Origin of the sequence: Aerosakkonema funiforme FACHB-1375 (assembly GCF_014696265.1) — a bacterium.
In the GTDB taxonomy this organism is placed as follows: Bacteria; Cyanobacteriota; Cyanobacteriia; order Cyanobacteriales; family Aerosakkonemataceae; genus Aerosakkonema; species Aerosakkonema funiforme_A.
On the sequence record NZ_JACJPW010000014.1, the window covers coordinates 9,397 to 32,431 of the forward strand.

Here is a 23,035-nt window from a genome sequence, read left to right on the forward strand (position 1 = left end):
TGTTAATGTCGGTGTTTAATAACAAGCAAACCAAAATTTTAATAGTTGACGACCAACCAGCAAATCTCCGTTTTTTATCCAATATATTAATATCGCAAGGTTATAAGGTTCAAAGAGCTATTTGCGGGCAGCTAGCATTGAATGCAGCGTTCGATTCTCCGCCCGACTTGATTTTGCTCGACATTGTAATGCCGGAAATGAATGGCTATGAAGTGTGTAAAAAGTTGAAAGCTAATAAAAAAACTAAGGAAATACCTGTAATATTTGTTAGCGTTTTAGAAGATGTAACAGAAAAAGTTAAAGCTTTCCATCAGGGTGCAGTTGACTATATTACTAAGCCATATCAAGCTGAAGAAATCTTAGCTAGGATTGAAAATCAACTGACGATTCAAAGGTTGCAAAAGCAATTAAAGAAGCAAAATGCTCGATTGCAACAAGAAATTCTGACCCGCAAAAATACTGAGGTTGCACTGGCAAAATCGCGAGATTTTTACTTAACCTTATTTCAGTCTTTTCCAACACTTATATGGCAATCGGATCGGTACGGCAACTGTAATTATTTTAACGAAGCTTGGCTGAGTTTTACGGGGAGAAACCCGTCACAAGAATGGGGAGATGGATGGACACAAGGAATTCATCCCGACGATCGGGAGTACTGCCTGAGAATATACCATCAGGCATTGGAGTTTCGTCAGCCATTCGAGATAGAATATCGGTTGCGGCGCAGCGATGGCGAGTACCGATGGATAATTAATTTCGGTAGACCGTTTAACGATATTGAAGGTAATTTTGCTGGCTTTATCGGGTCGTGTTACGATATTAGCGATCGCAAACACCGCGAAGAAGCGCTACGATTAATCTTCGAGGGAACTGCTTCGGCTACCGGCAGGGAATTTTTTCGCAGCTGCGTTCGTTATCTCGCTGAGGTGCTGCAAGTTCGTTACGCCGTCATTACCGAATTTGCCAATAATGACAAGACGATAGCTCGTACTTTGGCATTCTGGAATGAAGAAACATGGGATGAAAATATTGAGTACGAAATTGCAAATACTCCTTGCGAAAAAGTTTTAGGTGGGATAACTTGCTACTACCCTTCGGGCGTGCAAGCGCTTTTTCCTGAAGATATAACTTTAGCGGAGATAGGTATAGAAAGCTTTGTGGGAATTCCGTTTGTAGATTCTAACGGAAATATCATAGGCCATTTGGCAGTGATGGATACGGAGCCGATCGATTGCACTCCGGATAAAGAATTAATTTTACAAATTTTTGCCGCTCGTGCGGGAGCCGAACTGGAACGCAAACAAGCAGAGTTAGAACTGCAAGAAAGAGAAGAACGATACAGAACTTTAGTATCGAATATTCAAGGCGTTGTTTACCGCTGTGCTTGCGATTCTGACTTGACAATGGAGTTTATCAGCGATGCTATTTTAGAAATTTCTGGCTATCCATCAAGTGAATTTATTGCCAATAAAGTGCGAAGTTTTGCCAGCATCATTCATCCCGAAGATAGACAGATGGTGGAGGAAATTGTGCGCGAGGCTGTCAAAAATAAACAGCCTTTCATGAATGAGTATAGAATCGTGCGAGGCGATGGCAGCATTGCTTGGGTTTACGAAAAAGGCCGAGGTATTTTCGATGCAAAGAGCAAAATTATCTGCTTAGAAGGAGTGCTTTTCGATATCAGCGATCGCAAGCAAACAGAATTAGAATTACTCCTAGCAACAGAACGCCTGCAACATTTGCTCACTTCCAGCCCAGCTTCGATTTATAGCCGCAAACCGACAGAAGATTTGGCAACTACTTTTATCAGCAGCAACGTAGAGGCAATGCTGGGTTACCAAGCAGAAGAATTTCTAGAAGATGCAAGTTTCTGGACAACCCGCATTCACCCGGAAGATATTAAGCGCGTTCTTGTCGAATTAGCAAAACACCTATTTCTAGATGGGTTTCATTCGATAGAATACCGTTTTCTCCATCAAAACGGAACTTACCGTTGGGTTTACGACCAAGTTAAATCGATCCAAGATGAAGCAGGTAATTTGATTGAGTGCGTTGGTTATTGGACGGACATCACCGATCGCAAACAAGCAGAAATTGCGTTACGCGAAAGTCAGCGGCGGTATCAAACTTTAGCAGAAGCTTCCCCAGTTTGTATATTCCACACGGATGCTGATAGCAATTTTTTGTATGTTAATCAGCGCTGGAGCGAAATTACCGGACTATCCGTAGAAGAAGGATACGGCATGGGGTGGGCGAGTATTTTACATCCAGAAGATCGCGATCGGATCTTTACCGAATGGGCTTTTGCTGCCGAAGCTAGAGTGCCGTTTAAGTCTGAATATCGTTTTGTCCGTCCGGATGGCAAAATTGCCTGGGTAATCGGTCAAGCAGTGCCAGAAATAGGGGATGATGGCGAAATTAAAGGCTATGTTGGCACGATCACAGATATTAGCGATCGCAAGTTAGCAGAAGCAGCATTAAAAGAGAGCGAAGAACGCTTTTATCTAGCAGTATCCGGCACTAATGATGGAATTTGGGATTGGAATTTAAGAACAAACAAAGTCTATTATTCTCCTGTTTGGCTGCAAATTCTCGGCTATCGGGAAGGAGAACTGCCGTATCTGTTCAGTACCTGGTCAAATAAGGTGCATTCAGATGACTTACAGAGTACTATGAACGCTCTTCAAGATCACATAAAAGGCAAAGCTCCCATTTTTCAAAAGATCTATCGCATCAAACACAAAGATGGTCGATGGGTGTGGGTCGAGACAAAAGCTAAATGCGTCCGCGACTCCTTTGGTAAAACTTACCGAGTCACCGGTACTCTCGCCGACATCACCGAACGCAAACTAGCAGAGGAAGCATTGCGGGAAAGTGCGGAGCGAGAAAGAGCGATTGCCCAAGTCATTCAAAGGATGCGCCAAACTTTGGATATGGAAACGATATTCGCTGCGACAACTCAAGAATTGCAGCGAGTAATCAACTGCGATCGCGTCGTCATCTATCGCTTCCATGCTGACTGGAGTGGCGAGTTTGTTTCCGAGTCCCTGTCAACTACCTGGAGTTCTTTAGTCCAAGAACAAAATCATAATTCCTATTTTACAGGTAATTTTATTGCCCCAGAAACTTGCACGATCAAAAGATTAGGCTTTGTTTCCAATATCGTGCAGGATAGTTACATCAGTCAAACAAGAGGCGGTGCCTTCAACGAAGGTGTATCTTACCTAATTGCTGAAGACATCTATACGGCTGGATTTAGCGATTGTTACATCAATCTATTGGAGCAATTTCAAGCCAGAGCTTACATAATTGTACCTATCTTCTGCGGCACACAACTTTGGGGATTACTCGCCACTTATCAAAATAGCAGCTCCCGCCAATGGAAAAAAACAGAAATTAATGTAGTCGTTCAAATTGGCAGTCAGTTGGGCATAGCTTTGCAGCAAGCCGAATTACTAGAACAAACTAAAAGACAGTCCGCTGCACTGCAACAAGCTTTATTAGCAGCAGATGCAGCTAATCGTGCCAAAAGTGAATTTCTCGCTAATATGAGCCACGAATTGAGGACGCCGCTCAATGCCATACTCGGCTTTACCCAAGTGATGAGCCGCGACAGTGACCTATCCACCGAACATCAAAAGAGCTTAGAAATTATTAATCGCGCTGGGGAACATTTATTGTCATTAATCAATGACATTTTAGAAATGTCCAAAATTGAGGCAGGCAGAACCACAATCAATCAAAGCAAATTTGACTTGCTTTATATGCTGAACAATTTGGAGAATATGATGCGGTTAAAAGCTTCTTCCAAAGGCTTGCAACTTACCTTTGAATATGAAAGTAATCTTCCTCAGTATGTGCAAACAGACGAAGGTAAGTTACGTCAAATTTTACTCAATCTCCTGGGAAATGCTATCAAATTTACGGCGAAAGGTAGCGTTGATTTGCGCGTAAAAACAGAAAAGTGTGCTAGTGAAAGTGGAGGAAATAATGAAGGGGAAAATCCGGTATATTGTCCTGAAATTTGCCGACTTTTCTTTGAGGTAGAAGACACAGGCCCTGGCATTGCTCCTGAAGAAATTCATATGCTATTTGAAGCTTTTGGTCAGACAGAAACTGGTCGAAAATCTCAACAAGGAACCGGATTGGGTTTAGCGATTAGCCGCAAATACGCGCAAATGATGGGAGGAGATATTAGAGTTACCAGTGTCCTGGGAAAAGGAAGCTTATTTTCTTTTGATATTGAGATAAACTTGGCTGATGCTGCTGATAGTGAGCGAAACCATAGTAAGCGCAAGGTAATTGGTTTAGCACCCGACCAACCTGAATATCGCATCTTGGTAGTAGATGACGCCAAAGAAAGTCGTTTAGTGCTGATCGAATTCTTTACATCAATAGGCTTTTCTGTGCGGGAAGCTTCTAATGGTATCGAGGCAATTACGGCATGGTCTAACTGGAAACCGCACCTGATATTTATGGATATGCGGATGCCGAAAATGGACGGTTATGAAGCTACTAAAGAGATTAAAACTAGGGAGTCATCGCGCATCGATCGAGAGTCATTAAAAACAGGAAACATGACAAATGAAAAAGAAAAAATGACTGTAATTATTGCTTTGACTGCCAGTGCTTTTGAGGAACAGCGACAGAAGATATTAGCTGTGGGGTGCGATGATTTAGTTCACAAGCCATTCCAAGCGGAAGTTTTATTAGAAAAAATTAGCGTACACTTAGGAGTTCGCTATGTTTACGCAGAAGAAAAGGTTGATAAAGAAACATCTGCGGAAAAAACGAAAGCAACTTTTACAGAAGCCGATTTACTGCATATATTGTCTCAAATGCCAGTTGAGTGGGTGAAACAGGTACACGATGGCGCGGCTGAATGCAGCGATGATATCATTTTGGCATTGTTAGCTCAAGTTCCACCAGAAAATGTGGCTTTAGCGGAGAGCTTTGCCGAACTGGCTAATAACTTCCAATTTGAGAAAATTATGCAATTAACTCAACAGGATGAACAATGAATAACAAAAAATTTAACTTGCCACGAAAAGATATTCTCATTGTTGACGATACGCCAGAAAATTTGCGCTTTTTAGCTAAGATTCTGACGGAGCAGGGCTTCAACGTTCGCAAAGCATTAAACGGGCATATTGCTCTCTCTTCTTGTCAAAAATTATTACCGGACTTGATATTACTGGACATTATGATGCCGGATATCGACGGCTATGAAGTTTGTCAGCGGTTGAAAGCTGCGGAGAAAACTTCTAAGATTCCAGTAATTTTCTTGAGTGCCTTAAATGATGCTTTTGACAAAGTAAAAGCTTTTAATGTCGGGGGTGTTGACTATATTACCAAACCGTTTCATTTTGAAGAAGTTATTGTCCGCGTTCAAAATCAATTGGTGATCAGGGAAGCGGAGATAAAAATAATGAATATAAATGTCGAACTCGAACAACGGGTAAGAGAGCGTACCAGTCAGCTAAAAAAAGCTAATGAAGAACTGAAACGAGAGATATTAGAGCGCAAGCAACTACAAAGTCAATTGCTGCAAATGGCGCTACACGATCCCCTGACTAACTTGCCGAATCGAGCTTTATTCATGGAGTGTTTGTCAGAAGCTCTCAACCGCGCTAAGTCAGAGTCTGGTTGTCAATTTGCCGTGCTATTTTTGGATTGCGATCGTTTCAAATTTATTAACGATTCTCTCGGTCATTTAGTAGGCGATGAACTGCTCATTGCGATCTCTCGCAGACTGGAAAAATCTCTTAATCTGGTTGATACTTTAGCGCGATTGGGCGGCGACGAATTTGCTATTCTTATTGAAAATATTTCAAATATAAAAATGGCTACGCTTGTTGCTGATAGAATTCTGAAAGAACTATCAAACCCCTTTCAACTATCCAGATACGAAGTATTTATTAATGTCAGTATTGGGATTGCTCTCAGCAATATTTCTTACGATAAGCCAGAATATTTGCTGCGAGATGCCGACACGGCGATGTATCGTGCCAAGGCATTAGGAAAAGCTCAATATCACGTTTTTGACCCAGATATGCACCAACAAGCTATCCGAGTTCTACAGCTAGAAAACGACTTGCGAAGGGCCATCCAACGGGAGGAATTTATTGTTTACTATCAGCCTATTATTTCTCTAACTAATGGCAGAATTGCTGGATTTGAAGCTCTTGTGCGCTGGCGGCACCCTACTCGCGGTATGGTTTCTCCCGCAGAATTTATTCCCCTGGCGGAAGAAACGGGATTGATTGCCGATATTGACACTTGGGTATTGCAGTCAGCTTGCCATCAACTACTTATCTGGCAGAAAACTTGCCCTGCTAAGGAAATCTTAACTATTAGCGTCAATCTTTCGAGGCGGCTATTTTCCCATCCTAATTTACTTGAAAGAATTGATAAAATTCTTCACAAAACGCAACTGAATCCGGAAAGTTTAAAGTTTGAAATCACAGAAAGCGCTATTATGGAAAATAGCGAAGAAGCTAACAAAATTTTAGCTGAAATCAGGAGGCGTCAAATTCAATTAAGTATTGATGACTTCGGCACTGGCTACTCTTCATTGAGTTACCTGCACACCTTTCCCTTAAATACGCTCAAAATTGACCAGTCTTTCGTAAAACTGATGGATAAAAACACAAATAATATGGGACTGGTTCCCATGATTATCTGTATGGCCCATACAATGAAGCTGAGTGCGATCGCTGAAGGTGTAGAAACTCCCGCTCAGTTAGCACAACTGAGAAGTTTAGGGTGCGATTTTGGTCAGGGCTATTTATTTTCTCAACCTTTGGATAGTAAATTGGTTTTAGAATTGATAGCAGCAGACCCCCAATGGTGAGCGTTATGGAAAGTACGATCGAAGAAAATACATTGATAAATAAATTAATCTACTCTCACAAAGTCAACATTTTAGTAGTTGATGATTGTCCAAATAATCTGCGAGTTTTATCATCAATTCTGACACAAAATGGATATATAGTTCGGAAAGCGTTAGACGGAGAAATAGCTATAAGCGCTTGTCAAAAAATATTACCAGACCTAATTTTACTCGATATTATGATGCCAAATATGGACGGTTATCAACTTTGTCAATATTTTAAACAAAATGAAAAAACCCGCCATATACCTATAATTTTTATCAGCGCTCTTGATGACGTACTGGACAAAGTAAAAGCTTTTAATAGCGGTGGTGCGGACTACATAAGCAAACCATTTGAAGTTAAAGAAGTGTTAGCTCGCGTGACAAATCAACTGACTATTCGCCAGCTATATAACGCACTCACCGAGCAAAATATACAGTTGCAAAAATTAAATGAAGAATTGCGAATAGCCAACGCCGAACTAGAACAATTTGCCTACATCGCTTCTCACGATCTCAAATCACCTCTACAATCGATTATTGGTTATACGCAGCTGATTAGCTGTAAATACGAAAAAGATTTCGCTCCAGACCATAAGCGATACTTAGAACATATCGTAAATGCGGCTTGGAGGATGAAGCGGCTAATTGACGACTTGCTAGATTATTCCAAGTTAGGAAAGGAAACACAAGAGCTTGAATTGACTGATTGCCAAAACGTACTAGAAGAAGCGCTAGATAATTTACGCGAAGAAATTAACTCAAGCGGTGCCACTATTACCCATTCGCCATTACCAAAACTAATGGGCGATCGCACACAACTGATCAGCCTTTTCCAAAATCTAATTAGCAATGGTATTAAGTTTCGCCGTCCTCAAGTTATACCGGAAATAAAAATTTTGGCTCAATTAAAAAACAGCAGTGAATGGCTTTTTGGAGTCCAGGATAATGGTATTGGCATAGAACCTCAGTACTTTGAACGCATTTTTGAAATTTTTCAACGCCTGCACTCTTATAGAGAATACCCAGGTAATGGCATTGGTATGACTATCTGCAAAAAAATAGTTGAACGTCACGGCGGAAGCATATGGGTGGAATCGCAGGTAAACAAGGGCACAACTTTTTACTTCACCATACCCTCACAATGAGTAAAAATTTAAACGCACTACCCAAAAGTAAAATTCTTGTGGTTGACGATACGCCAGATAACCTGCGCCTGCTGTCGTCTATGCTAAAGAATCGGGGCTATAGCGTTCGCAAAGCTTTGAGCGGTCAAGTAGCTATAAGTGCTTGCCAGAAGATACTGCCAGACATAATTTTACTCGATGTAAATATGCCCGATATGAACGGCTATGAAGTTTGTGCTGCTTTGAAAGCAAATGAAAAAACTTGCGATATCCCCGTGATTTTTATTAGCGTTTTGGATGATGTGCTGGACAAAGTAAAAGCTTTTGATGTCGGTGGTGCCGACTATATTACTAAGCCATTTCATATTGAAGAAGTGGTGGCAAGAGTGGAAAATCAACTTACGGTTCAAAAATTGCAAAAGCAACTAAAACAGCAAAATACTCTGCTACTTGAGGAAATAGAGAGACGGCGAAGTGCCGAGTCAGCTTTGCAAGAAGCAAATGAAAAATTACACCGTTTGGCTTGTTCGGACAGCTTGACTGGACTGGCCAACCGTCGCCACTTTGATGAATACTTACAAAGAGAGTGGCACCGATCGGCAAGAGATAAAACACCTCTATCATTGATTTTGTGCGATATCGATTTTTTTAAATCCTACAACGATAATTACGGACATCTAGCAGGAGATTTTTGTTTAAAGGAGGTTGCCAAAGCTATTAGCAATGCGGTAAAGCGTCCGACAGATTTAGTGGCGCGTTACGGAGGAGAAGAGTTTGTTTCGATTTTGCCTCACACAGATATTTACGGAGCCATATCTCTAGCTAAAAATATCCAGTTAGAGGTGGAAAAGCTAAAGATTATCCACTGCTTTTCTTCTGTGAGCAATTATATTACATTAAGCATGGGTATCTGTAGCCTAGTCGGAAATTATCAAGAATCTCCAGAAACTTTAATTGCTAAGACCGATCGATCTCTTTATCAAGCTAAGCAACAGGGACGCGATCGATACTGTACCTACACAACCGATTTTTTTATGGCTGACACAGAAGGCTCACCTACCAAAGAGCCCAGTGAAGTTTATCAAAGCTATTATATATTCGAGGATTTAAAATAAAAACATTAAACGCGCAAGTTTTATTTTGTACTATGATTATACAAATTAACAGGTGACGGAGATACTAAAATGAATGACGAGCGCACCAATACTTATAAAAGCAATATTTTGGTTGTCGATGATACACCTGATAACTTACGCCTTTTGTCGGCAATGCTCACCGAGCAGGGATACACAGTTCGTAAAGCATTGAACGGCGAATTAGCCTTAATTGCTTGTCAAAAGGTTTTGCCAGACCTAATTCTGCTTGATATAAATATGCCCATGATGAATGGCTATGAAGTTTGCCAACATCTGAAAGCAAATGAAAAAACTCGCGGAGTTCCCGTCATTTTTATCAGTGCTTTAGATGATGTTTTAGATAAGGTAAAAGCTTTTGATGTGGGAGGAATAGACTACATTAGCAAACCTTTTCAGGAAGCAGAAGTTTTATCGCGAATTGGCAATCAGCTTAAACTGCGATCGCTGCAACTACAACTTGAGGAACAAAATATTATACTGCGGGAAGAAATTCTAGAGCGCCGCAAAGCTCAGGAGGCTTTAGAATTGAGCGAAGCCAAAAATCGCGCCCTACTTGATGCGATTCCAGATTTAATGTTTCGCATCGGATATGATGGTATTTTTTTGGACTATCGCATAGCTAAAGAAATTGCAATAACGCAAACATCGTCACACAAATTATTAATTGAAAAGGGGATAACTTTTCCCATCCCCGATGCGATCGGCCCACAAAATAGTTTGGTTAGTAAAAATATATCTGAAGTTTTGTCCGAAGACTTGAGTGTCTGGGTAATGCACTACGTTGAGGAGACTCTGCTCGCATCTACCATGCAAATTGGCGAGTACGTGCAACAAATCGATGGCATTTGGCACGCTTATGAAGTGAGATTTGTCAAGAGCGGCCAAAATGAAGTACTAGCGCTCGTGCGCGATATTTCCGATCGCAAGCAAGCAGAAGCTCAGAAACTGCAAACAGAAGCATTATTGCGAATGCAAAAGGAGCAACTCGAACAAGCTTTAAGCGAACTCCAACAAGCTCAAGTCCAATTAATCCAGAACGAAAAAATGGTAGCTCTGGGGCAATTGGTAGCAGGGATTGCTCATGAAATTAACAACCCAATTAATTTTATTTATGCCAATCTCAGCTATGCCAACGAATATGTGCAAAACTTACTAAAGTTGATTGAAATATATCAGCAGGAATATCCCAATCCCACACCAAAAATCGACCGCATAATTGATGATATAGACCTGTCTTTTTTAATAAAAGACGCGCAAAGCCTCATGGAAGGTATGCACAGAGGAGCCGATCGCATCCGGCAACTCGTACTTTCTCCTCGCAACTTTTCTAGGTTAGACGAAGCTGAAATGAAGTCGGTGGATATTCATGAAGGGATCGACAGCACCCTGCTAATGTTGCAGCACCGACTCAATTCTCAAATTTCGCCACAGAACGAAGAAATTCGTCCGGCAATTCAAGTCATCAAAGAGTACGGAAATTTGCCCAAAGTCACTTGTTCTCCTAGTGAAATTAACCAAGTTTTGATGCACCTGCTGAATAATGCGATCGACGCTTTAGAACTGGGTAGTTCCTCTGAATGTAACCCACTAAATACTACCCTCTACCGACAACCTACTATCCGCATTGCCACAGAATTAATAGCTGCCAATACTATAAAAATTCGCATTGCAGACAATGGCCCCGGCATTCCAGAGTCGATGCGATCGCGTTTGTTCGACCCATTTTTTACCACCAAAGCCCCTGGCAAAGGCACCGGATTGGGATTGTCGATTAGCTATCAAATTATTGTCCAAAAACATGGAGGTAAACTAACCTGTTCTTCCTCTTCCAAAGAGGGCTCGGAATTCGCCATTGAAATACCCACCCATCAAACCAAGCAAACATAGGCTCAAAAACGCTCAAAACCCTTGAAAAATAAATACAATCCCATACTAATGTCAGCTACTCTTCCACTACCCCACTACCCTAGAAAGCCAGCTTACCCAAGGCAATAAAATAATTCCCCAAATAAGGCAAAATTTATTATGAAACCTTTCAACCCAGAACATTTCCTAATTTTAGTTGTAGATGACATCAGCCAGAATCTGCAAGTAATTGGCGAGATGCTGGAAGATTTGGGCTACGAAACCACCTTTGCCACCAGCGGAAAGCAAGCTCTCGAACGAGTCCAAACTGCCCAACCCGACCTGATTCTACTAGATTTGATGATGCCGGGGATGAACGGACTGGAAGTTTGCTCTAAACTGAAAGCAAATCCAGCACTAGCAGAACTGCCGATCGTCTTCTTAACTGCCAGCAACGAGGAAGATCATTTACTGCAAGCTTTTGATATGGGGGCTGTCGATTACGTTACCAAACCCTTTAAAAAGCCGGAACTGCTGGCCAGAGTTCGCACGCATTTGGAATTAAAGTATCTGCGCGAGCAACTGAAAGAATCTCTTCAGGAGCGAGATCTATTAGCCCAAGAGTTAGAAAACTTAAAAAGTGCCTATTTCGGCCAAAAGGTTGAGTGAAATCATGCAGGAAATCGAATTTGTCACCTCCGAATCAATAGATTTAAGCAACTGCGACAGAGAACCCATCCATATTCCCGGTAAAATTCAGCCTCATGGAGTTCTCCTCGTGCTGCAAGACCCGCAACTAAAAATTTTACAAGTTAGTCAAAATACAGAACAGTTTTTTGGCATTGCTGCTGAATCTCTGCTCGGACAAGACCTAGATATTTTATTTAGTCGTCAAGAAATAGATTTGCTATACCATTGCATATCCCAAGAAAATTTAGAATATTTTAACCCGCTCCAGTTTACAGTTAATTTTCTCGGCTCGCCTTTGCTATTTGAAGGGATTATCCATCGTTCGGATGGAGTATTAATTCTGGAATTAGAACCGAAAATTTCCTTAAAGCAAAATTATCCAGTTAGTTTTTATCATTTGCTGAAAACCTCTATCGCCAAGATATCAAACGCAGCCAGCTTCCAGGAATCAACAGACATACTTGTGCGAGAACTACGCCAAATGACTGGATACGATCGCGTCATGATTTATCGCTTTGAATCCGACGATAGCGGCATCGTTATTGCCGAAGACAAAAAACCAGAGTTAGAAGCTTTCTTGGGTTTGCACTATCCAGCTACAGATATTCCCAAACAAGCCAGAAAATTATATTTCCAAAATTGGTTGCGAATTATTGTTGATATCAATTATCAACCCGTGCAAATTATGCCAACCAATAACCCCCTCACAGATCGACCATTAGATTTAAGTCGCTCTATCCTCAGAAGCGTTTCCCCCATTCATATTGAGTATTTACAAAACATGGGGGTTACCGCTTCACTTTGTATTTCTATCATCAATGAAAGCAAACTTTGGGGTTTAATTGTATGTCATCATTATCAAGAGAAATACGTTGATTACGAAACTCGTAAAGCTTGCGAACTGCTCGGACAATTTATGTCTGTTGAACTATTCAAGAAGCAACAAAAAGAATGGGTTATATATTCCGAAAAAGTTAAACGCATTCAACAAGAAATCAAAAAAAGCTTAGTTAAGAAAATAAACGTAGATTGCTTTTTATCTCAAACTGAAGAATTATTATTAGAATTAGTCAATGCACAAGGAGCAGTTATCTATCTACAAGATGAAATTACGCTCATTGGCAAAGCTCCAGCCAAAGAAACCGTCCAAAATTTGCTAAATTGGCTTCGCCAGCACCATAAAGAAGAAGTTTTTTACACCGATTGCTTGGCAAAAATTTATCCCCAAGCTGAGCGATACAAACAGCAAGTGAGCGGCTTACTGGCAATTTCTATTTTTCTCGATCGCACTTGCTATCAAGTAGTTTGGTTTAGACCGGAAATCATTCAAACAGTAAACTGGGGAGGCAATCCGAACCAACCTGTAACATTAGAAGAAAATGGCGGATTGCGCCTGTCTCCCCGCAAATCTTTTGCTTTGTGGAAAGAAACAGTAATCGGCAAATCTTTAGCCTGGAATCCATTAGAAATAGATGCCGCCCTCGAACTGAGAAACACCCTGATGCTAGCTTTATTAGAAGTTTCGCAAGCCGCCTTAGAAAAAGCTGCCAACCGCGCTCAAATTGCCAACCGCGCCAAAAGCGAATTCCTTGCCAACATGAGTCACGAAATTCGTACACCCATGAATGCCATCCTGGGTTTTTGCGACTTGCTGCAAGGACTCGTTACCGAACCAAAACAACGCACTTATGTCGAGTCGATCTCTGCTAGCGGCAAAGCTCTCCTAGACTTAATAAATGATATCCTCGATCTCTCCAAAATTGAAGCAGGCAAACTAGAACTGAAATACGACCCCCTAGATTTGCGGGCATTAGTTGAGGAAGTTCTGCAAATTTTCTCCCAGAAAGCTAGCGAGAAAAATTTATCCCTACTCGCAGAAATTGACGAAACCCTACCCACGGGCATTATTTTTGATGAAGTGCGCCTGCGGCAAATACTCTTCAACACGATCGGCAACGCCCTCAAATTCACCGAACAAGGGTATGTTAAAATTTGCTTGCGCTGCCAAATTTACCCAGATGGAGACGCTCGCAAAGCTTGGTTGGAAATAGCTGTGGAAGATACCGGAATTGGTATTGCCCCGGCTCAACGGCAACGAATTTTCGAGGCTTTCGTGCAAAGCGAAGGACAAAGCACCCGCAAGTACGGCGGTACTGGGTTAGGATTGGCAATTACCCGCCGACTGACAACCATGCTGGGAGGAACCCTGCTACTGGAAAGCGAATTAGGTAAAGGCAGTACTTTTATCTTCGTTTTTCCAGATGTGACCCTTACCGACTGGACGACAAAACCAGTTGGCGACTCCCAGTTAAATGCAAACTTAGAACAGTTTCAACCTTCCGTACTGCTGGTGGTGGATGACGTGAAATCCAATCGCGATTTAATTGCAGGCTACTTTGAAGCGACTCAACACCGACTTTTGTTTGCTAAAGATGGACTGGAAGGGATTCAGATGGCGCAGACGCATCATCCCGATGTAATTCTGCTGGATTTGCGGATGCCCAATTTGGATGGAGATACAGCAGCTCGTCGTTTAAAGCAGGACGAAAAAACTCAAAATATCCCTATCATTATTCTCACTGCTTCTGTAATGGGACAAGATTACAAAGATCTCCAAAATTTCTGTGACGGTTTCTTGCTTAAACCCGTCAACCGTTCCCAACTTGTGGAGCAATTGCAGAAAATTTTACCACAAAACCAGAATGTATACAGCGAACATCAGAAATCTGCTGTCCCAGAATCGCTCCCGGAAGCTAAAGAAAAACTGCCCGAATTGCTCTCAAAACTGCTTCAGGAAGAAAATACGGCTTGGCAACAGCTGCGAAAAACGATGAGAAGACGGGAATTGCAAGCCTTTGCAGAACGGCTGCGTTGCCTAGCAACAGAATATCAGTGTGCTGCCCTGCTAGACTATGCAACAAGATTGGAAACGCAATTATCAACCTTTGATTGGGCACACTTACCTATGACAATAGAAGCATTTCCGTTGGTGAGGCAGTCCTTAGTATGACACAATTTAATCCCCAAGACTTCTTGATTTTAGTTGTAGACGACATCAGCCAAAATCTGCAAGTGATTGGCGAGATGCTGGAAAATGCGGGCTACGATACCACTTTCGCCACCAGCGGACAGCAAGCTTTGGAACGAGTGCAAACTGCCCAACCCGACCTAATTTTACTAGACTTAATGATGCCGGGAATGAACGGATTGCAAGTTTGCCAGAAGTTGAAAGCTGACCCCAAATTGTGCGAAATTCCGATTATTTTTCTCACAGCTAGCAACGAAAAAGAGGATTTGCTGCAAGCGTTTAAACTAGGCGCAGCAGACTATATTACCAAACCGTTTCAACCGGAAGAAGTCCTAGCCAGAATAGAAGTGCGACTCGCTAACCAAAGGCTGAAACAAGAATTAGAAGAGCGCAATCAACAACTGCAAACAGAAATTGAGGTTCGCATCGCTACGGAAGAAGCCCTCAAAAAAACAGTAGAAAGTTTGCATACCACCTCTCGACAATTAGCCGAAGCGCAAAGAATTGCCCATCTGGGCAGTTGGTCATGGGATATTTTTACTAATAAATTAACTTGGTCAGAAGAAACTTTCCGTATTTTTGGATTCGCTCCCGATCGATCCGAACCAAGCCATACCGAATTTAACGAGCTGATCTATCCAGACGATATAGAGCTATTTCAAACAACGACCGCTCGCGCGATCGCCGATGGGTTAGCTTACCAATTTGAGTTCCGCATTAAGCGAAGCGACGGTCAATTGCGCTACTTTGAGACAACCGGAGAGCCGATTTTTAATTCCGCTGGGCAAGTTATCCGACTTTTTGGCACTGTCTTGGATATCAGCGATCGCAAACAAGCAGAAATCGCATTACGCCAAAGCGAGCAAAAATTTCGTAAAGCTTTCGATCATACCGCTGTCGGAATGTGTTTGGTGTCACCGACAGGGAAATTTATGCAAGTTAATTCTTCACTTTGCCAAATGCTCGGCTACTCAAAGCAGGAATTACTGTCGTTCAACTTTGAGGAAATTACTTATCCAGATGACATCAATATAGATTGGAAATCGCAAGAAAATTTATTAAATGGAGAAATTATTTCCTATCATATAGAAAAACGTTATTTACACAAAAACAGAAGCATTGTTTGGGGGTTGCTCAGCGTTTCTCTTGTCCGCGACAATCGAGAACAACCGCTTTATTTTGTCACCCAAATTCAAGATATTACCCCTCTCAAAAATACAGCAGCAGAACTTTTACTGGCAAAAGAAGCGGCAGTTACAGCTTCCCAAGCTAAAAGCGTTTTTTTAGCTAATATGAGCCACGAGTTGCGAACACCCCTGAACGCTATTTTAGGATTTGCACAGCTGCTAAGTCGCGACAGCAATCTCAACGATCAACAAAAAGAAAATATCGCCATTATCGGTCGCAGTGGCGAACATCTACTCAATTTAATCAACGACATTTTAGATATCTCAAAAATTGAAGCCGGACACACCGATTTAAATGAAACAGAATTCGACCTTAAGGAAATGCTGTGGGAAATAGAAGAAATGTTTTTACTCAAAGCGGACTCTAAATGTTTAGAGTTAAAGTTTGATTTTGCTGCGGATGTTCCCCAGTTTATCAGAAGCGATCGCCTCAAGCTTCGTCAAGTATTAATTAACCTTCTCAGTAACGCGATCAAGTTCACAAATAAAGGCACTGTGACGATGCAGGTGAAAGTTGATAGTTCATCGCCATCAATAACGAATACATCTCGACTTGTGTTTGTAGTAGATGATACCGGAGTTGGCATTGCTCCCGAAGAAATCAATAGCATTTTCAATCCCTTTGTACAAACTCAAGCAGGAATTGTTTCCGGACAAGGGACGGGTTTGGGTTTAGCAATCAGCCGCAAATACGTCCAACTTTTAGGCGGTGACATCAAAGTAAACTCTCAAATTGGACAGGGAACAACTTTCCAATTTGACATTCAAGCCACCGCAATTGAAAAAACTTTCATTAAACCCCAACAAAACAATCGCCGCGTTATCGCCCTAGCCCCAAACCAACCTCGCTACCGCATTTTAGTAGTGGATGATAAAGAAAGCAACCGTCAATTGCTAGTGCAGTTACTCCTGGGTATGGATTTTGAAGTTAGACAAGCAATCAATGGTAAAGATGCAATTCAAGTTTGGGAAAACTTCCAACCTCACCTAATTTGGATGGATATGCGAATGCCGGTGATGGATGGATACGAAGCTACCAAAGAAATTAAAGCAAAAGCGCAGCAAAAATGGGCCTGTGAGGAGAGCGGGAGTGCGGGAAAGGGGGTAAGCAAAAGCGCAGCAGAAAATCTACATAATGCTTCCCCCACTTCCCAGCCACCAGCTACTAAAACCATAATTATTGCCCTCACCGCTAGTGTTTTTAAAGAACAAAAACCCATTATGCTCTCGGCGGGTTGCGATGATATTGTCTGCAAACCCATTCAAGAATCAGTCATTTTCGAGAAATTAGCCGAGCATTTAGGAGTAGAGTTTGTTTATGAAGAAGACCAAATATTGAGACAGGCTAATTCTTACCAATCCATCAATATCTCTGCTTTGAAAACACTACCTCATTCCTGGTTGGAACAATTAGAAGAAGCTTCTTTAACTCTAGAGGAAGAAACGATATATAACCTCATCGAGCAGATTGAATCTCAAGAAACTGCTTTAGCTCATGCGCTGCGAACTTACGCCGAAAACTTTGAATATCAAAAGATTGTCAGTGCGATCGCTGCTGCCAAGTCATCTAATTTTAGCCAACAAGAAGGTTCTAATTCTGGCTCCCAAATCAACAACCAACCCTCTCAACCAAAAATTTCCCGCGAATGGGTTGCCAATATGAAACAGGCTATCGATATTGCCGACCTAGACGCAATGAACGCTCTTGTTAATATACTGCGGAACGAAAATATTGTTATGGCTCAACTTATTCAATATTATCTCACTAAGTTAGATTACGAAAAAATTATTAATTTAATCGTAGATAATTGAGGTAAATAGCCAGATATGCTTTAAATTCAAAAAGGGTGCATTAGCATTATTAGAGTACGCCAATGAGTGTCGCGAGCGACGAAAATTTAAATCCAGAAATATTAGTAGTAGACGATACACCAGTCAACTTGCGTCTATTAGTTAATATTTTGAGAAAAAATGGTTATAAAGTCCGCCCAGTCAACAATGGACATTTAGCTCTTCAGGTCGCTAAAAGTATATTACCGGATTTAATTTTGCTCGATATTCTCATGCCTTCACTCGATGGCTACCAGGTTTGCGAAAAACTCAAAGCTGACCCAGAAACCAGCGGAATTCCAGTTATTTTCATCAGTGCGCTCAATGAAGGCTTAGATAAAGCCAAAGCATTTCAAGTTGGAGGCGCGGATTACATTAGCAAACCCTTTCAAGTCGAAGAGATATTGGCACGAGTAGCTAATCAAATTAGCCAACGCTCTTTGCAAAATAAACTTCAGCAACAAGCCGAGATACTTCACCAGCAAAACCTACAACTTCAATCTGAAATTAACTCCCGTCAACTTCTGGAAGAAAAGTTACTCGCTTCCGAACACAAAATGCGAGCGGTATTTGAAGCGATGACCGATATTGTGATGACCATTAATATTCAAGAAGGTCAGCTCGGCAACATCGATATTTTACCGACAAATAGCATTACATTCTATCAAGATGACACCGATTTAGTCAGCTACATAATCGAAGAAATTTTTCACGCAGAAAATCACCCAAGTTGGTTAAGTATAATTGAACAAACATTAGAGACCAGACAGACTATCAATTTTGATTACAGTTTAAACATCTATGAAAAAGGAGTTTGGTTAGCAGTAATGATTTCTCCGTTGAACGATGATACAGTTATTTTGGTGGCGCGAGATATTAGCGATCGCAAGCTGGCAGAAGAAGCTTTGCGAATAGCACAAGAACGCTATCACAGTATCGTAGAAAATGCGATCGACGGCATCTATCAAACTACACCAGAAGGGCGCTACTTGAGTGCTAATCCCGCACTGGCAAGAATTTATGGCTATTCTTCCCCACTAGAATTGATGCAAAGCATACAAAACATTTCCCGACAGATATATGTTGACCCCAAGCGTCGCCAAGAATTTATCGTCGCGATGGAAGCACATAATGCCGTCTCCGGTTTTGAATCAATGGTATATCGCAAAGAAGGCAAGATTATTTGGATTTCTGAAACTGCTCGTGCGGTGCGAAATAGTTCGGGTAAGCTGCAATACTACGAAGGCATCGTTTCCGATATTACCGAACGCAAGCAAGTACAAGAAGCCTTAAAGTTTCAACAAGCACAGACAGAACAACTGCTACTGAGTATTTTGCCTCAACCGATCGCCCATCGCCTCAAAGCCGGTGAAAATCCGATCGCCGATCGCTTTGAAGAAGTCAGCGTACTATTTGCCGATATGGTAGGATTTACAAAATTATCTACAGAAAAAAATCCTACAGAGTTAGTAGAATTGTTAAATGAAATTTTTTCTGAGTTTGACTTATTAGCAAAAAAACACGGCTTGGAGAAGATCAAAACGATCGGCGATGCCTACATGGTAGTTGGTGGCGTACCCATACCCCGCGAAGATTCAGCTAGCGCGATCGCCCTCATGGCGCTGGATATGCAAGCTGCGATCGCCAGATTTAACGCCAATCGCACAGACAAGTTTCAACTGCGAATCGGCATCAATATTGGCCCCGTAGTCGCCGGAGTAATTGGGATGAGCAAATTTATCTACGATCTTTGGGGCGATACCGTCAATATTGCCTCCCGCATGGAATCGAATGGACTTCCCGGAATGATTCAAGTAACCGCCGCCATCTACGAACGTTTAAAAGACGAATTTGAGTTTGAGGAACGAGGAACAATTCCGATCAAAGGTAAAGGCGAAATGATCGTCTACATCCTCACCGGAAAACGCTTTGTCAAGCATATTGTTAATTAGCTTTGCCATAGTACTCATACCTTTCCCGCAGTTGTTCGAGCGTCAGATTTTGCGTCCAAAACTCCACTAGGGCATGACCGAATGCCCTAGCATCACGTTCGGGAGGGCTAAATTTTTCTAACAGCAACGGCCATAAAGATAGCAAGTCAAATTTTAGCTTGTTCCCATCGCCCGTAGCCAACAACGAAAACAGATCGTAGGCCATTTGTAGCTTACCAATCACCACAGGTAACTGTTCCACTGGAATTTGTTCTGCCAGCACATATGCCAGAGTAGGAGAACCGGTTGATAGGGTAGAAATGAACTGGAGAACCGGACTTTTAAGCAGCGAAGTTACACCTTGGGTTGTTGTCATCTGGAAAGTGTAGCGATCGATAATTTTTGCTGCCGCAACGGTGCGTGCTTCCAAGTTCCGCAAAAACCGCGCCAGACGCATTTGTTTGACGGGAGAAATAGATTCGACTAATGCCAAAGATAAAGCATCCGCACCCCAAGCCACCCGATTTGTTTTGCTATCCGCAGTCACGATCGGCAACACGAAATCGCAGTATTCAGCTAATTGCTTTTCCCGATATTGCGTCGCTTCTCGAATCGCAATTTCTTTTGCTCGATCGCCCCATTCCCAATCATAAGGCGGTTGCCACTCCCGGATCGGACGCAGGCGATCGACTTGCGTTACAATTGCGATTGCAGGCAAATTTTCGACTTCTCCTTTCACATCTTTGAGAAAGTCCACATCCATTTGCAAAGCCGGATCGAGTGCAGGCGTAACTAATAGCAACAAATCCGCATTATTGGCATATTCTAACACTTCTTCCCGCAAATCCTCCCGTTTAACTTGTTCGTAGCCGGGAGTATCCCAAAGCGTAAGAATTTCTCCACTTTCAGTTTGCCAGTGATAATTTTGAATGCGATCGGTACTCGGCAAAACATCAACTGCTGCTTTATCGGCTTGGAACAAAGTATTAATCAAGCTGCTTTTTCCCGCGCCAGTTCTACCCACCAGCAGGATATTAATTAATTTTTGTTCTACTTCTTCAACAGGTTCTGCTTTTGCTAAGATATCTCGCAGAGTTTGCGTTTTCGCCTTGGGTAAAGTTGGCGTAGAAACTGCGAATTCTGTCGGTAAATCGATCCCTCCATAAAGTGCGATCGCTTGCTTGCACAAATTCCGCAAAGCAGCTTCCCGCAAAAGCTGACTTAAATTCACTAATAACTGTTGATTTGCTTGATTAGTGTAACCCTGACTCGCTTTTTTCGCCAACGCCGCCGCCGGGTTTAAAATCCATTGCGCCCAATTCCAAGCTTCCCATAACTTACGCGCTCCCGGTTCCAACCTGCGATAAACTTCATAAGCTTGGTATGCCTGTCCAATTGTAACTTGATTGAGGGCGGGAGATAAATTTTGCATCCAGCGATCGAGGTCATCCACAGTTCCCCGAATCAATCCATAAGCTTGGGGAACGTAGATGTTCAGCAAAGGATATTTTACTTCCGGATGATAGATATGCGCGATCGCAATCGTTAAATCCTGACATCGCTGCCAAAAAGTTGGCCAATCTTCCCAAATTGGGCGATCGTTCTGTGCAGTTTTCAATACTTCTTGCAAGACAATTTCTGTCTTATGGATGGTGTCATTCTCGCCTGATAAATTCATGGTGTCGCTTTTAGCAGATTCCAGTTCTTTGCTAACTTCCGCCATCACAGCTTCCATCTGCGTCACCATCGGCTGCGTCCATTTTACCAACAACCACCGCCAACCGACGAACACCAAAGTAAACAGCGCCCAAATCCAACTTATCCGCCACTCCTGAATTTGCAATCCCGCCGCTACCAATAGGAAAGCGATAATAGTTGCGATCGGAGTTGCTAAGATGACCCATTGCCAAAGTTTTAATCGTACCATTGTCTTCTACCTGCTTATTTTCGATCGCCCACATTCTTAAGCTACGCCATACTCCGTGTACTGTCGCTTGTAGGGAGGATGCAACCCCAACACGATATCCTCTTTCGGTACTCCCATCTCTACTAATTCTTTGGCTATCTGGATATCCGTTGTATTGCGTTGAATCCAAATTTTTTCGTTTTTGATATCCAAGTGCATGACGCAATTGTAAATGCGATCGTATCGCTCCCAACCAATATCTAAAATTTGATAATGGTCGCGTTTTGTATCGAAAATTAGTTGAACTTCAACTTCTTCAGCATCAAGTTTATAATTGCCATATTTAATCAGTAGCTTTTGAATATATTCGCGATATGTTTCTATTTTTGCCATTGTACAATTACCTCATTAATTGGATCGTAAACAATCAATTTAACTTGATATTGTTGGACTGAAGCACGAGCCAGGTCGCGGCTGAAAAGCGAACGATACGTTTCTAAAGAGATTGCTAAATAAAGGGTTCGATCGGGTTCGCTGAATTGAAGTGCCAAGCGATAATTGAGAAATTGACCCAAAGCAGCATGGTAATCATATAGTTCTGACTCATTCAAAAAGCTTTTGATTTCTATCGCAATCTTTTCTCCGGCTTTTTCGGCTGCGATGATTCTTTCTGCACCTAAATCAATTGATACTTTGTCTTTGCCAAACTTGACTATCAGGGGATCGTGAGTAACAATCCACTGTTCCTTCTCAAGAGCCTTTTTTACCGCTTTGTGGAAAATATCTCTAGCAGACACAAACTCCAATCCAAACCCTGTAGATATATGATAGCGATCGCATAGGCTAAAATGTAAAAATAACAAAGCTTGAGTTACGATCTGAAATACAAGCGGAAAGAGAACAGCGATCGCTATGCCAGTAACTACAGTCAAGTGGACGATAAACGAGTATCACCGCATGATCGCAGCAGGCATTTTGGACGATCGGCGCGTCGAACTGCTGAAGGGAGAAATTGTAGAAATGCCACCAGAAGGAGAACCGCACGCCTATTTTAGCAGTGAAGCTGGGGAATATTTAATCCGATTGTTGGGCGATAGAGCTACCATTCGTATCGCTAAACCAATTACCCTTCCTAATAACTCCGAACCCGAACCGGATATTGCGATCGTACAACGATTGGGGCGCGAATATCTAGAACATCACCCTTACCCCGAAAATATTTTCTGGCTGATTGAATACTCAGATTCTAGCTTGGACAAAGATTTGGAAATAAAAAGTAAAGTCTATGCGGAAATTGACATCTTTGAATATTGGGTAGTCAACCTCAAGAAAAGACAACTGATAGTATTTCGAGAACCCGAAGATGGAGAATATGCTTCCAAGTCTACACTAGCGAGCGGGACAATTTATCCATTAGCATTCTCAGATGTAGCCATATCGGTAGCTGCGATCGTCAGCATTTAAGGAAGTAAGATCGGGTA

At 41.9% G+C, this 23,035-nt stretch carries 12 protein-coding genes and 2 pseudogenes; 11 read left to right on the forward strand and 3 right to left on the reverse strand.

The genetic code is table 11. The features are described from left to right. The first annotated feature begins 5 nt into the window (after positions 1 to 5). From H6G03_RS37210 to H6G03_RS07520, 10 genes and pseudogenes are all read left to right on the forward strand, one after another. Positions 6 to 5,021 carry a PAS domain-containing protein gene (locus H6G03_RS37210; RefSeq protein ID WP_206756613.1) on the forward strand — a complete coding sequence of 1,672 codons (5,016 nt, stop codon included), beginning with the start codon at positions 6 to 8 and terminating at the stop codon, positions 5,019 to 5,021. After that, complete coding sequence (locus tag H6G03_RS07485) at positions 5,018 to 6,853, forward strand: GGDEF/EAL domain-containing response regulator (RefSeq protein WP_190463648.1); 1,836 nt, start codon at positions 5,018 to 5,020, stop codon at positions 6,851 to 6,853. The genes H6G03_RS37210 and H6G03_RS07485 overlap by 4 nt, the downstream gene beginning before the upstream one ends. Beyond that, complete coding sequence (locus H6G03_RS07490) at positions 6,847 to 8,022, forward strand: response regulator (RefSeq protein ID WP_242060342.1); 1,176 nt, start codon at positions 6,847 to 6,849, stop codon at positions 8,020 to 8,022. The genes H6G03_RS07485 and H6G03_RS07490 overlap by 7 nt, the downstream gene beginning before the upstream one ends. Continuing rightward, entirely contained in the window at positions 8,019 to 9,116 is a 1,098-nt protein-coding gene (locus H6G03_RS07495; protein ID WP_190463650.1) for a diguanylate cyclase domain-containing protein, read from the forward strand. The genes H6G03_RS07490 and H6G03_RS07495 overlap by 4 nt, the downstream gene beginning before the upstream one ends. A gap of 69 nt (positions 9,117 to 9,185) precedes the next feature. Further along, positions 9,186 to 9,612 (forward strand): annotated as a pseudogene (locus tag H6G03_RS39735) (response regulator); the annotation flags it as partial. Positions 9,613 to 9,710: 98 nt separating this feature from the next. Next, positions 9,711 to 11,024, forward strand: coding sequence for a sensor histidine kinase (locus H6G03_RS07500; protein ID WP_456057563.1), 1,314 nt, complete (start codon positions 9,711 to 9,713; stop codon positions 11,022 to 11,024). A gap of 138 nt (positions 11,025 to 11,162) precedes the next feature. Continuing rightward, positions 11,163 to 11,600, forward strand: a pseudogene (locus tag H6G03_RS07505) (response regulator); the annotation flags it as partial. Between the two features lie 55 nt (positions 11,601 to 11,655). Beyond that, on the forward strand, positions 11,656 to 14,682 hold the full coding sequence (locus H6G03_RS07510; protein ID WP_190463657.1) for an ATP-binding protein: 3,027 nt from the start codon (positions 11,656 to 11,658) through the stop codon (positions 14,680 to 14,682). Further along, complete coding sequence (locus H6G03_RS07515) at positions 14,679 to 17,699, forward strand: response regulator (RefSeq protein WP_190463659.1); 3,021 nt, start codon at positions 14,679 to 14,681, stop codon at positions 17,697 to 17,699. Before H6G03_RS07510 ends, H6G03_RS07515 begins: the two co-directional genes overlap by 4 nt. A gap of 62 nt (positions 17,700 to 17,761) precedes the next feature. Further along, on the forward strand, positions 17,762 to 19,669 hold the full coding sequence (locus H6G03_RS07520) for an adenylate/guanylate cyclase domain-containing protein (protein WP_190463661.1): 1,908 nt from the start codon (positions 17,762 to 17,764) through the stop codon (positions 19,667 to 19,669). Here the strand turns inward: H6G03_RS07520 and H6G03_RS07525 are convergent. The 3 genes from H6G03_RS07525 to H6G03_RS07535 are packed head-to-tail and all read right to left on the reverse strand — an operon-like array spanning position 19,662 to position 22,351. Continuing rightward, the gene (locus H6G03_RS07525) at positions 19,662 to 21,575 is read right to left on the reverse strand and encodes a GTPase family protein (protein ID WP_190463662.1); all 1,914 of its coding nucleotides are present in this window, start codon (positions 21,573 to 21,575) and stop codon (positions 19,662 to 19,664) included. The two genes, H6G03_RS07520 and H6G03_RS07525, sit on opposite strands and share 8 nt — an antisense overlap. Before the next feature lie 36 nt (positions 21,576 to 21,611). Continuing rightward, positions 21,612 to 21,947, reverse strand: coding sequence for a XisI protein (locus tag H6G03_RS07530; protein WP_190463665.1), 336 nt, complete (start codon positions 21,945 to 21,947; stop codon positions 21,612 to 21,614). Next, entirely contained in the window at positions 21,935 to 22,351 is a 417-nt protein-coding gene (locus H6G03_RS07535) for a XisH family protein (RefSeq protein ID WP_190463759.1), read from the reverse strand. The genes H6G03_RS07530 and H6G03_RS07535 overlap by 13 nt, the downstream gene beginning before the upstream one ends. A gap of 115 nt (positions 22,352 to 22,466) precedes the next feature. On the opposite strand from H6G03_RS07535, the gene H6G03_RS07540 reads away from it, so the two are divergent. Further along, a complete protein-coding gene (locus H6G03_RS07540; RefSeq protein ID WP_190463667.1) occupies positions 22,467 to 23,018 on the forward strand; it encodes a Uma2 family endonuclease in 552 nt (183 codons plus the stop codon). The last annotated feature ends 17 nt before the right edge of the window (positions 23,019 to 23,035 follow it).

Excerpts from the sequence above, each read along its gene's own strand:
- H6G03_RS37210 (WP_206756613.1), top strand. The coding sequence starts at position 6 with ATGTCGGTGTTTAATAACAAGCAAACCAAAATTTTAATAGTTGACGAC.
- H6G03_RS07485 (WP_190463648.1), top strand. The coding sequence starts at position 5,018 with ATGAATAACAAAAAATTTAACTTGCCACGAAAAGATATTCTCATTGTT.
- H6G03_RS07490 (WP_242060342.1), top strand. The coding sequence starts at position 6,847 with ATGGTGAGCGTTATGGAAAGTACGATCGAAGAAAATACATTGATAAAT.
- H6G03_RS07495 (WP_190463650.1), top strand. The coding sequence starts at position 8,019 with ATGAGTAAAAATTTAAACGCACTACCCAAAAGTAAAATTCTTGTGGTT.
- H6G03_RS07500 (WP_456057563.1), top strand. The coding sequence starts at position 9,711 with ATGTTTCGCATCGGATATGATGGTATTTTTTTGGACTATCGCATAGCT.
- H6G03_RS07510 (WP_190463657.1), top strand. The coding sequence starts at position 11,656 with ATGCAGGAAATCGAATTTGTCACCTCCGAATCAATAGATTTAAGCAAC.
- H6G03_RS07515 (WP_190463659.1), top strand. The coding sequence starts at position 14,679 with ATGACACAATTTAATCCCCAAGACTTCTTGATTTTAGTTGTAGACGAC.
- H6G03_RS07520 (WP_190463661.1), top strand. The coding sequence starts at position 17,762 with ATGAGTGTCGCGAGCGACGAAAATTTAAATCCAGAAATATTAGTAGTA.
- H6G03_RS07525 (WP_190463662.1), bottom strand. The coding sequence starts at position 21,575 with ATGGTACGATTAAAACTTTGGCAATGGGTCATCTTAGCAACTCCGATC.
- H6G03_RS07530 (WP_190463665.1), bottom strand. The coding sequence starts at position 21,947 with ATGGCAAAAATAGAAACATATCGCGAATATATTCAAAAGCTACTGATT.
- H6G03_RS07540 (WP_190463667.1), top strand. The coding sequence starts at position 22,467 with ATGCCAGTAACTACAGTCAAGTGGACGATAAACGAGTATCACCGCATG.